Source organism: Streptacidiphilus neutrinimicus (assembly GCF_000787815.1).
GTDB lineage: Bacteria > Actinomycetota > Actinomycetes > Streptomycetales > Streptomycetaceae > Streptacidiphilus > Streptacidiphilus neutrinimicus.
On record NZ_BBPO01000002.1, the window covers coordinates 227,561 to 238,949 of the forward strand.

An 11,389-nucleotide genomic window follows, 5' to 3' on the forward strand; every position below is an offset into this window, starting at 1 on the left:
ACAGCACGTCGTTGTTCGGCTGGATCAGCTGAGTGCGGATCAGCAGCGCCATGAGGCCGCCGACCAGGAAGAACGCGAACGAGGTGACGATGTAGAGCGTGCCGATGGTCTTGTGGTCAGTGGTCGTCATCCACTTGAGGATCATCTCGCCCGCCTTGACGGGCCTGGTCTCGCGGGTCGCTGCGTCTTCGACAGCGGCGGTGGGTTGAGCGTGCACGGGTCTCCTCGCGCCCACGTGGGGATGGCCCGCCTGCCGGTGTCGGTGATGTTCCGCAAACCGCGGCGGTCTGCCGGGTGTTGGCACGCTAGCGAGAGACGGACCCCGCATGGGCCGACATGCCCGCCCGCGCGGCGGAGATCAGCCGAACCGGTGACACGGGCGGACCCGTTCGGCCCTGCCCGGCCCGATTGTCGTTCCGGGGCGAAGCGGGGGCCACGCCGCGCTCACGCCGGGGGGTCGCGGACGGTCGTCGTCGCGCTCTCCGCCGGCTGCCGGACGATGAAGTCCTTGTCGCGGATGAGCAGCATCGAGGCGACGCCGCCGACCAGGCCCAGCACGCCGGTCACCACCAGCAGCGTGTTGAGCGCCCCCGTGAAGCTCGACCGGATCAGCGTCTCGAGCTGGGAGCGCGGTGAGGGCGGGAGCGCGGCCCCGCCTGCGCCGACCTGGCTGCTGACCTGGCCTTGGCGCACGGCGTTCAGAATCTGGCCCGAGTGGGCCGCCAGCGGTGTGCCCGTCAGCCCCTGGGTGAGCCGGTTGTGCAGCGAGGTGCTGAAGATCGAGCCGAGCGCGGCGATGCTGGTGGCCAGGCCGATCTGGCGGAAGGTGGAGTTGATGCCCGAGGCCATGCCCGCCCGCTCCGGTTCGACCACGCCGATGGCCGTGGAGGCCAGCGGGGGGTTGACGAACCCCGCGCCGATACCGGACACGATGAAGCCGGGGACCAGGTGCGTCCACGAGCTCTGCGCGTTGAGCCCGGTCATCATCAGCAGGCCCGCCCCGACGGCGAGCAGACCCGGTCCGATCAGCCACCGCGCCGACACCCGTTCGCTCAGCCTGCCCGCCACGGTGGCGGCCACCAGCAGCGACCCGCTGGAGACCAGCAGCCGCACCCCGGTGTCCAGCGCCGAGTAGCCCAGGATGTCCTGCAGGTACAGGACGAGGTAGAGCAGCATCGCAAAGAGCGAGCCGTTCATCGCGAAGGCGGCCACCAGGCCGCCCACAAAGGTCGGTTTGCGGAACAGGCGCAGGTCGAACATCGGGTCGGTGACGGTGTGCTCGACCAGGACGAAGCCCACCAGCAGCAGCCCGCCCAGCACCAGCGAGACGATGGCTCCGGTGTCGCTCCAGCCGACCTCGCCGGCCCGGATCAGCCCGTAGATCAGGCCGACCAGCCCCAGGGTCAGCAGCGCGAAGCCCGCCAGGTCCAGCCTGCCGGGATGCGCCGCGCGCGACTCCTCCACCCGCCACCGGGTGACGGCCAGCGCGGCGATGCCGATCGGCACGTTGACCAGGAAGATGCCCCGCCAGCTGATGCCGGTGGTGATCACGCCGCCGAGGATCGGCCCCAGCGACACGGCCACGCCCGTGATCGCCCCCCACACCCCGAACGCGATGCCGCGGTCGCGGCCGCGGAAGCTGTGGCCCAGCAGGGCCAGCGAGGTGGCGAACATGATCGCGCCGCCGAGGCCCTGGCCCGCGCGGGACAGGATCAGCATCAGTGAGGTCTGCGCCAGACCGCACAGCAGCGACCCGGCGGTGAAGATCACCAGCCCGATCAGGAACAGCAGCCGGCGGCCGTAGCGGTCGGCCAGCACGCCGGAGGTCAGCAGGAACGAGGCGAGAGCGAGGGCGTAGGCGTCGACCACCCACTGCACGTCACTGAAGGTCGCGTGCAGCGCCCGCTGGATGTCCGGCAGCGCGACCACGACGATCGTGACGTCCAGGAGCAGCATGAACGTGCCGACGCACACGGCGATCAGCGTCCACCACTTCTTGTCCATGCGGATCACCCTCCGGCGTGGCGCGCCTCGCGGGCACAGCTCCAAGCCTTGTCCGCCTCGCGGCCCGTGTCGCGTCGGGAGCGGCAGACGGCGGAGGTCAGCGCCGTGCGGGGGCGGGGACGGCGAGGTGCAGGCTCAGCCAGGGGAAGACGGCGGGGTACATGCGCTGCCAGGTTCCCCAGTTGTGGCCGCCCTGGGCGAGGATCAGCAGCGGCGCGACGGTGGTCGGGGGCTGGATCACGTCCTGCAGGGCGACCAGGTTGCCGACCGGGCTGATCGGGTCCTGGGCGCTGGTGGCCAGCAGCAGCGACACGTCGGGCTTCTGGCCCGCGAGCCACAGCGGGCTGTTGTGCAGGCGTGTGGTCGGGTCGGGCAGGGCGGAGGCGTCGCCGGTGAACGGGTCGGGGTCCATGGCCGCCCCGGCGGTGAAGACGCGCGGGTACTGCATGGGCAGCTTCGCCGCGCACAGGCCGCCCGTGGACAGGCCCGCCAGCCCCCAGCCCTGCGGGTTGGGCAGGACCCGGAAGTGGGCCCGCACGAGGGTGGGCACGTCGTCGGCGAGCCAGGTGGCGTTCGCGTGGCCGGGGACGTCGCTGCAGGTGGTGTCGACGCCGCCCGGATCGATGACCGGGATCACCACGATCGAGGGCCGGACCGTGCCCTCGTCCATCATCCGCGCGAGCGCGGTGGGCATGCCGCCGTCCTCGGTCCAGGAATTGGGCGATCCGGGAACGCCATGCAGCAGCATGATCACGGGGAAGGCCGTGTGCTGGTAGGCCGGCTGGTCGTACTGCGGCGGGGTCCACACCAGCACCTGTCCGGACAGGTGGGACTTCTCGCCGTGGACGTAGGTCTCCAGGGTGCCGTCGCTCGCCTGGGCGAACACCGCCCGCCCGGCGGGCGGTCCCGGCATCGCCACCGTGGCGCCGCTCTCGTTGCCGAACAGGTCCGCCCAGGAGGTGTAGAGCCCGTAGCTGTTGTTGATCCACGCGGCGACCAGCGCAATTGCCGTGACCTGGCACAGGAGGATCAGCAGCACCCGCTGGAGCAGCCGCAGCAGACGGTGGCCGCGCACCCGGTTCCACAGCACCACGGCGCCCGCCACGGACACCACGACGAAGACCACCAGCAGCCACAGCAGAGCCGTGCCGGTCAGGCTCAACACCCACGCACCTCCCGCGCTGCCCGGCAGCGCGGAGCTGCGCAGTTCACCGCATGGAAAGGATCATCCAGCTGAAACCGGACGAAATCAGCATAGATGGGGCCGCTCCCGGGGTCCTGCGCGCGAGCGCGCGGACGCGCCGCGGGCGGCTGGCGCGACCCGCGGCGCGCGGGAGTCCGGTCCGCCGCCGGCTCAGCGGATCATGGAGGTGACCGTGCCGTTGGTCGGGGTCGCCGCGTTGCCCGGGGTCGCCGTGTGGGTCGGGGCCTGGCTGGGCGGCATGGGGGGCGCCGTGGTCAGGACCCGGCCGTAGGCGCTCATGGCCGCGACCATCACGACCAGGATCACCAGCCAGCGCAGGCCCGCCCGCGCGGGCAGGGCCAGCGCCGAGCGCATCAGGTCCCCGGCGCTGACGGGCCGGCCGCCGCGACGTCGGCGACCGGAAGGGCCGGGGCTTTCGGACCGGGGGATCAACGGCGCCTCCTGGAGCGGACCGCACGCGGGCGCGGGCGGTTGTGGCCGATCTGGTCCCGGTAGGCCAGCAGCTCCACCGGCATGTCGAAGGCCACGACCCCGACCACCTGAGGTCCGTAGGCGGTGGGGCGGATGTAGCGGGCGATGAAGCGTTCGGAGCGCAGGGAGCCCTCCACGATCTCCACCTCGGAGCCGAGGGCGGGGCTGCCGACGGCCTGGATCCGGGTGCCGTGCTGTTCCGACCAGAACCTCGGGACCGGGGTGAACCGGTCGGTCCGGGCCGGGCCGCGCAGCAGCGCGTCGGCCGCGTGCTGGCCCATCTCCACGGCGTGGATGAGGTGTTCGACCCGGCGTGGGACCTCGTCGAAGCGCACGTTGGGCCAGCGGGCCACGTCGCCCGCCGCCACCACGTGCGGCAGCAGTCGTCCCCACCGGTCCACCACGTGGGAGGTGGGACCGCAGAGCACCCCGTCCGAGACCTCCAGGCCGCTGTCGCGTAGCCATTCGGTCCGCGGCTCGCTCCCGAGCCCCAGGACCACGAAGTCGCAGTCGAGTTGCGAACCGTCGTCCAGCCGCAACCGTAGCGTGTCGCCATGATCCTGCCAATCCGTGATCTGCGTGTTCACCCGCACGTCGACGCCGGCGCGGCGCTGGATCGAGCCGACCACCTCGCCGACCTTGGCGCCGAGCACCCGGCGCAGCAGCGGCGCGCTGTGCACCACGAGGGTCACGTCCATGCCGTGTTCCCGTGCGGTGCAGGCGAGTTCACAGCCGACGAAGCCGCCGCCGAGGATCACGACGCGGTGGGCGCGGGCCTCGTGCAGGGCGGCGCGGACGGCGGCGGCGTCCTCGATCGTCCGGATGGTTCGCACCCGGTCGCTGAAGACCGGCGCCTCGGGCAGGCGTTTGGCGTCCACCCCGGTGGCGAGGACGAGCCCGTCGAAGGGCAGCCGCTCGCCGCCGCGCAGGAGCACCGCACTGTGCGCCAGGTCGAGGCCGGTCATCGGCGTGTCCAGCAGCCAGTGCGCGTCGAGCGCCTCGTCCGTCCGGAACGTCAGCTCGTCGCCCGGCAGCTCGCCCGCGAGGTACTGCTTGGACAGCGGAGGGCGGCTGTAGGGCAGGTGCCGCTCCTCCCCGACGATCACGAGTTCGCCGCCGAAGCCGCGGTCCCGCAGGCGAGCGGCCGCGCTGACGCCGGCGAGACCGCCTCCGGCGACGACGATGCGCTTGCGACGCTCGCGCATGCCCGTGCCGCTGCGCAGCGGCGGGGCGGGCCGGCGGCCGGCGGTGGGGCCGCCGCCCTGGACCCGGATCGCCTGCATCGGGCAGCACCGGGCCGCCTGACGCGTCTTGGCGGCGAACTCGGCGCGGACGTTGCCGGTGTAGTGGAGGGATCCCTCGTTGGAGATGCGGAAGACCTCCGGCGCCTCCTGCTGGCAGATGCCGTAGATGTGGCAGCGGTTGTTGTCGACGCTGACCCGGACCGGCCGCCGCTCCGGCACCAGCACCGGCTCGGCCGAGCCGAAGGCGTCCCCGCGGACCGGCGTCTGGGCCGGAGCGTGGACAGGTGCGGGGAGCGGCGCCTGGCCGGACGTCTGGGCCGGGTGCGCCGGCAGCTGGGTCGGCCGGACCGGGTACTGCGGGTACGGCTGCCCGGAGGGATGCGTCACCAGGGGACCGGTCATGCCTCACCGCCGTTGGAGCGGAAGGCGCGCCCGCGCAGTCGCGACCGCGAGGGCAGCGCCCGGAACAGGAAGGCCAGCAGGCACACGCCCGCGCCGATCGCGATGCCGACCGCCACGAGGTTCAGATGCCGCGGCTCGGGGTGCACCAGGAAGATGTGCAGCCAGATCAGCGCGAAAGAGGCGTAGGCCAGCTGATGGAATCTCAGCCACCGCTGGTAGCCGACCCGTCGCTGAAGCCACACCGAGCAGCCGACCGCGATGGCGAGTTCGGTGCCGAGGATGCCGAAGCCGACCGGCATCCGCTGCACCCCACCGGCGAAGGGGATGAGCAACTGCACCGTCCCGATGTGCCAGATCGGCTGGTACATGAAGGTCAGCCCGTGCAGGGCGCCGAAGATGAGTGCGCTCAGGCCGAGGGACATGTGGGCCCCGTAGATGGTGGGGCGGTTGACGTACCGTTCGAGCAGCCGCAGACGGAGGATCACCCCCAGCAGGAGCGTGGCGATCATGAGGGTATACGCGATCAGCGCGAAGAGCCGGGCGATCTGGTGCACGCCCATGTCGTACGCGATGCCGTGGTTGTACGCGTCGAGCGGCGAGCCGGGTATCGGAGCCGGCGTGCCGGACGACGAAGCGTTCGTGATCATGTTCAGGACCCCTTTTCGGGCGGGCTGAACAGGGCCGGACGGCCCCTGGAATTGCAAATGCGCACGCGGGACCGGGAATTCGCCCCACGAAGCTGCGCTTGGCGGCAGACGTTACACCAAGTAGCGGAGCCCGGTCGACCAACTGTGAAATGCCCGCGAAGAGGAACGAAATGTGCACCGACGGTTACCGTGAGAATTGGCCGTGAATCATCGCGGTGTGGCCGAAGCCTTGCTGACGATTAGTCGCATTGCGCGGTTGTCCGGTCGTGGGGCGGCATCCAGGTGAGACATTCGGTCAACGGGCGACAATGCGAAGAAGCACGTCCTGAAGGCCTGTCGCCGGCGCTGTGCCGCACCAGGCGACGTGTCCGTCGGGCGGACCAGCACCGCGTCCGTGCCGCCGTCCCGGGCGGTCAGGCGGTTCCACCCCGCCGGGTCGGCAGTCGCGTCCGGAGATCGCGGCGTCACGGGGGTGCCGGACCGCCGCGCAGACTCGGCCAGGCGCCGCCGGGCCGGGCTCTCGTGGGCGGTCAGGAGGGTGAAGCCGGGGCCGACGAGGTCGAGGCTGGAGGCGCCGTCGGCGAGGCGCACGTGGGGCAGGCGAGTGCCCGGACGGCACTGGGCGGTAGCCTTGGGCAAAGAGCGTGGCCGAGCTCGTCAACACCTTCCGGGGTGAGGAGGAGCTGACCGCGGCCGCGCTGCAGGCCGTGGTGGACCGGCACGGCGCGCCGCTCTCCACCTCGAGGACGCCTCGGTGCCGGAGCTGCGCGAGGCCGCCAGGGCTCCTCGCCGCCGTTCTGGACCTGGACGACGTGGACGACGCCGCCGACGCCGTCAACGCGCTGCTCGACCGGTACCCGTTCCGGCCCCGCCTGGTCCGGCTGCCCCGCCGGCCCTGGGCGGTCCACGCCCGTACCCCGCAGGACGCCGGGCCGGTCGACGCCCGTACCCCGCAGGACGCCGGGCCGGTCCACGCCCGTGCCCCGCAGGACGCCGGGCTGATCCACTGGCTGGTCTCCACGGCGGCCCTCGCCCTGGCGCTGTGGCTCGGCGAGCGCGGCCGCTGCGCCTGGGGCCGCTGCGCGGCGCCCGGCTGCGCCCGCTACTTCATCGACGCCGGACGTCGCGCGCCGCAGCGCTACCGCTCGACCCGCTGCGGGACCCGCCTGCGCGTCGCCGCGCACCGGACCCGGCCCTGGCGGTGAGGCCGGGCGGCGAGCCTGCGCGGCAAGCCGATTCCGCGAGCCCGGGCGGCGAGCAGGGGGCCGACCTTTTGCCGACCGCGGAGGGCGAGTCCTACCGTTGAGTTGTGGACGAACGCCACATCCCTGACATCTGGGATTTTCTTCGCACGCCGCGCCAGGAGTGGCCGCTGCGGCCCGTGCCGGAGCGGGTGCGGGACTGGCGCGAGGTGCACGCGCCGGGGCGGTCGCTGCCGATCGTCCAGGACCAGGCGAGCCGGTGCATGGACTGCGGCATCCCGTTCTGCCACCACGCCTGCCCGCTCGGGAACCTCATCCCGGAATGGAACGGGCTGGTCGCGCGCGCCGACTGGCGCGAGGCCGCGGAGCGGCTGCACGCCACGAACAACTTCCCCGAGTTCACCGGGTTCCTCTGTCCCGCGCCCTGCGAGAGCGGCTGCGTCCTCGGGATCGATGACGCGCCCGTGACGATCAAGGCTGTCGAGGCCGCCATCGCGAGCCGCGCCTGGGAGGAGGACTGGGTGCGCCCGCAGGTCCCGGAGCGGCTCTCGGGAAAGAGCGTGGGCGTCATCGGCTCGGGCCCCGCCGGGCTCGCCTGCGCACAGCAACTGACCCGCGCCGGGCACACGGTGGTCGTCTACGAGCGCGACGACCGCGTCGGCGGACTGCTGCGGTACGGCATACCCGAGTTCAAGATGGACAAGGACTACCTGAACCGGCGGCTCGACCAACTGGCCGCCGAGGGAACGGTCTTCCGGACCGGCATGGACGTGGGCGGCGAGCTGGACGCGGGCACGCTGCTGCGGCGGCACGACGCCGTGGTGGTCGCGGTCGGCGCCACCGCTGCGCGTGAACTCCCGGTTTCAGGACGCGAGTTGGCCGGAGTCCACCAGGCGATGGAGTACCTCACGCAGGCCAACCGGGTGCAGGAGGGCGACTACGACCGGCCCGCCATCAGCGCGGAGGGCCACCACGTCGTGATCATCGGCGGCGGGGACACCGGCGCGGACTGCCTCGGTACCGCGCTGCGGCAGGGCGCCGCCTCCGTCGTCCAGCTCGACATCAAGCCGCAGCCCGGCGTCCAGCGCGCCGACGACGAGCCCTGGCCGGTCCACGCGCGGGTCCACCGGATGAGCCCCGCGCACCAGGAGGGGCAGGAGCTCGTCCGCGACGGCGCGGTCCTGGCGGGCGACAGCAGCGGCCTGCCGCCGCAGGACGCGCTGCGTGACGTCCGGGTGTTCTCTGCCGCGACCGTCCGGTTCCAGGGCGACGCCGCGGGGCGGGTGCGGTCGCTCAGCCTGGCCGACGCCGAGACGGGCACCAGGCGGCCGCTGCCGGGCACGGAGCGGACCATCCCGGTCGACCTGGTGCTGCTGGCCCTTGGCTTCAGCGGGCCGGAGAACCCGGAGCACGGTCTCGCCGAGCAGCTGGGCCTGCGGGCCACCGCCACGGGAGCCTTCGCGCGCGACGCCCGCTACGCGGGCGGACGGCCCGGCGTCTTCGTCGCCGGCGACGCGGGACGCGGGCAGTCGCTCGTCGTCTGGGCCGTCGCCGAGGGCCGCGCCGCGGCGGCCTGTGTCGACGCCTACCTCAGCCCGACCGGCGTCTCGGCGCTGCCGGTGCCGGTCGTGCCGCGGGACCGGCCGATGGGGCTGTGAGCCTGCTGCGGGCCAGTGGGCCGGCGAGCGGCCGGTCGGGCAGGCGGCCGGTCAGGTGAGCAGCCGGTCGGGCGGAGGGGCCCGTCCGGCGGTATACGGATCATGACCCTCCGTCTGTTCACCTGATTCACACCTGTCAACCCGCGTCCCGAGGCAACGCCCGGGGTGGGTCGGATGGTCAAGTGGGTGGGGGGCATGTGATCGAATGACGTCCGCCTGTGCGCGGCCGCCTCCCCGCCGCGCGGGACGTCGCATGCGCAAGGGATTTCCATGAGCCACACCACCGGCCGACGGCTGCCCGTCGGACGCCGCCTCGGCGCGGCCGCCTTCGTCGCCGCGCTCGCCCTGGCCGTCGGCCCGGCACTGGCCGCGTCGGCCTCGGCCGCGCCGAGGACCGCGCCCGCGTCCGGCCACGCGTCCGGGCACGTGCACGGGCACGCGTCGACCGACGAGTCGCCCGTCGACGCGCTGATGCGCGCCGCCGAGGTCCGCTACGCCGACGCGCACTGGAACTGGACGGCGTGGAACGACAGCACGCCCGTCGCGGGCGGCGCCGACCAGCCGAACTACCAGTGCGCCGAGTTCGTCGCCCGCTCGCTCGCGGCGGCCGGGCTGATCCCGGGCCTGAGCCCCGACGCCCCGCAGGACGACTACTTCACCTACCACGCCCCGAACGGCGAGGTGTACGACCTGCTGCTGATCTCCGACCTGCCGCAGTACCACAACCTCTACGACTACGTGCACGACAGCGGCATCGGCGTCGACCTCGGCGACCACCCCGAGCTGGCCAAGCCCGGCGACATCGTGGTGACCTACGCCGGGCCCGACAACACCAAGAGCCACACCGGCCTGGTCGCCACCGCGGCCACGGCCACCAGCGAGCCGCTGGTCGACGGGCACAACCACGCCCGCCTCGACTACGGCTACCACTACTTCGCGCCCTCGCACCTGGTCCAGATCGTGCCGAACGCGCTGGCCGAGGTGTGGACGTGGGCGCTCGAGCAGGAGGTGCTGCACGGCCCGATCCCGCCCGTCCAGACCTCGCCCACCACGAAGGCGCCGCTCGCGCCTCGGGCGCTGGTCACCGACCCGGCCGGCCCGCAGGTCTGAGTCCGGGCCGCACGCGACGGGGTTCTGGACCGCCGGGCCGGAACCCCGTCGTGCCGGGCCGGCGGGCCGCGGGGCCCCAGGTGACGCGGGGTGTGCGTGGGCCCGCAGCCGACGCCCCGGCCGTCCGAGCGCGGGGCGCCACGGGGGCACGGGGTCACTTCACGGAGTGCCGTGAAGCCCGCCTGAGCGTCAGAGCTGCGCCTCGGCCTGTGCCAGCAGTTCCTGGAGGCGCAGGCCGTGGCGGGCGTCGAGCGGGTGGCCCGCGCCCGTGCGGACCGCCTGCGCGAACTCCGCGACCATCCGTGTGAACGGCTCCTCCAGTGCCTCCGGCCAGGCGAGCCGTGCGTGCCCGTCCGCGCCGAAGACCTCCACGCGCGGCGCGGGCAGCGAGCCGCCGGCGAACGCCGTCATCCCCGCCTGGCTCAGCGCGCCGCTCTCGTGCTCCAGGGTGAGGGCCACCCAGCCCAGCGGGTCGCCCTGCGCGCGCACCGCCACGACCCGGCCCAGCGCCGCGTCCAGCAGGTCCACGAGGTGCGGGCCGAGATCCAGCAGCGCGCCGCGCTCCAGCCGCCACGGGGTGGCGAACGGGCCGTCCTGGAGGGAGCCGGTGAAGACGCCGACGCCGCCCAGCGGCCGCACGGCCTGGGCCCGCGTCAGGAACTCCCGGGTGGCGGCCGTGTAGCGGGCGGTCAGCACCATCTGCGAGACGACGCCCGCCTCGGCGACGGCGTCCGCGAGGCGCCGCGCGCCCTCCAGTTCCATCGCGAGCGGCTTCTCCAGCAGCACCGCCTTGCCGGCCCGGACCGCGCGCAGTGCCAACTCGGCCTGCACGTCCGGCGGCACGCAGAACGCCACCGCCTCGCAGGCGTCGAACAGCTCCTCCAGCCGCGCGAACGCGGGCGCGCCGAACCGCCCGCCGAGCTCCGCGGCCGCCTCCGTGCGCCGTGCCCAGACCCCGGCCAGCTCCGTCGCGGGTCCGGCCGCCAGCGCCGGCGCGTGCGCCATCCCGGCCCACGGCCCGGCCCCGACCAGTCCCACCGTCAGACGATCACTCATGCGTCGCAGCCTAAGCGCTGTTCTCCCGGACGGAAACGGGGTCTCGGCAGGGCGCCTGGCGTACGGCACATTGACTGCCTGCACTCGAATCGATTGTGATGGCGACGGAATCAATTGTCGGATGCTCGCTGATCGCGCGATCAGGTTGTAGGGTGAGAACGTCGTCCACGCCCTCCAGCCGTCGGGAACGCAGATGCCCATCGACTTCTTCGCCCATGAGGCGCTCCCCGCGCCGCAGGTCGGCGCCGAGCAGGCGCGGCGGATCGCCGCGGGCCTGGGGCTCGACGGTCCGGTCGAGGAGCTCGGCAGTCAGCAGGACGCGAACTTCCTGGTGCGCGGCGAGAACGGCGCGGCCGTCGCCGTGCTGAAGATCGCCAACCCGGCGTTCGGC

At 73.2% G+C, this 11,389-nt stretch carries 10 protein-coding genes; 4 read left to right on the forward strand and 6 right to left on the reverse strand.

From position 1 onward, the window contains the following. Positions 1 to 444: 444 nt before the first annotated feature. From TR48_RS02520 to TR48_RS38565, 5 genes are all read right to left on the reverse strand, one after another. The gene (locus TR48_RS02520) at positions 445 to 2,004 is read right to left on the reverse strand and encodes an MFS transporter (RefSeq protein WP_042364117.1); all 1,560 of its coding nucleotides are present in this window, start codon (positions 2,002 to 2,004) and stop codon (positions 445 to 447) included. Positions 2,005 to 2,101: 97 nt separating this feature from the next. Further along, a complete protein-coding gene (locus TR48_RS02525; protein ID WP_369405554.1) occupies positions 2,102 to 3,169 on the reverse strand; it encodes an alpha/beta hydrolase in 1,068 nt (355 codons plus the stop codon). A gap of 189 nt (positions 3,170 to 3,358) precedes the next feature. Continuing rightward, entirely contained in the window at positions 3,359 to 3,640 is a 282-nt protein-coding gene (locus TR48_RS02530; protein ID WP_152627749.1) for a hypothetical protein, read from the reverse strand. Beyond that, positions 3,637 to 5,325 (reverse strand): FAD-dependent oxidoreductase, encoded by a 1,689-nt coding sequence (locus TR48_RS02535; RefSeq protein ID WP_052442345.1) that lies wholly within the window; start codon positions 5,323 to 5,325, stop codon positions 3,637 to 3,639. The genes TR48_RS02530 and TR48_RS02535 overlap by 4 nt, the downstream gene beginning before the upstream one ends. After that, positions 5,322 to 5,972: a ferric reductase-like transmembrane domain-containing protein gene (locus TR48_RS38565; protein WP_052442346.1), complete on the reverse strand. Its 651-nt coding sequence runs from the start codon at positions 5,970 to 5,972 to the stop codon at positions 5,322 to 5,324. The genes TR48_RS02535 and TR48_RS38565 overlap by 4 nt, the downstream gene beginning before the upstream one ends. A 644-nt stretch (positions 5,973 to 6,616) precedes the next feature. On the opposite strand from TR48_RS38565, the gene TR48_RS02545 reads away from it, so the two are divergent. The 3 genes from TR48_RS02545 to TR48_RS02555 all read left to right on the forward strand — a co-directional run bounded on the left by TR48_RS02545 (position 6,617) and on the right by TR48_RS02555 (position 9,942). Further along, the gene (locus tag TR48_RS02545; RefSeq protein ID WP_052442347.1) at positions 6,617 to 7,177 is read left to right on the forward strand and encodes a CGNR zinc finger domain-containing protein; all 561 of its coding nucleotides are present in this window, start codon (positions 6,617 to 6,619) and stop codon (positions 7,175 to 7,177) included. Between the two features lie 119 nt (positions 7,178 to 7,296). Then, complete coding sequence (locus tag TR48_RS02550) at positions 7,297 to 8,832, forward strand: glutamate synthase subunit beta (RefSeq protein WP_042364241.1); 1,536 nt, start codon at positions 7,297 to 7,299, stop codon at positions 8,830 to 8,832. A 270-nt stretch (positions 8,833 to 9,102) separates the two neighbouring features. Then, the gene (locus TR48_RS02555) at positions 9,103 to 9,942 is read left to right on the forward strand and encodes an amidase domain-containing protein (protein ID WP_042364119.1); all 840 of its coding nucleotides are present in this window, start codon (positions 9,103 to 9,105) and stop codon (positions 9,940 to 9,942) included. A 189-nt stretch (positions 9,943 to 10,131) separates the two neighbouring features. Here the strand turns inward: TR48_RS02555 and TR48_RS02560 are convergent, their stop codons facing one another. Beyond that, entirely contained in the window at positions 10,132 to 10,998 is an 867-nt protein-coding gene (locus TR48_RS02560; RefSeq protein ID WP_042364120.1) for a Gfo/Idh/MocA family protein, read from the reverse strand. A gap of 193 nt (positions 10,999 to 11,191) precedes the next feature. Between TR48_RS02560 and TR48_RS42885 the strand changes: the two genes are divergently transcribed. Beyond that, the coding region (locus TR48_RS42885; protein ID WP_042364121.1) for a hypothetical protein at positions 11,192 to 11,389 on the forward strand (198 nt) is incomplete at its 3' end.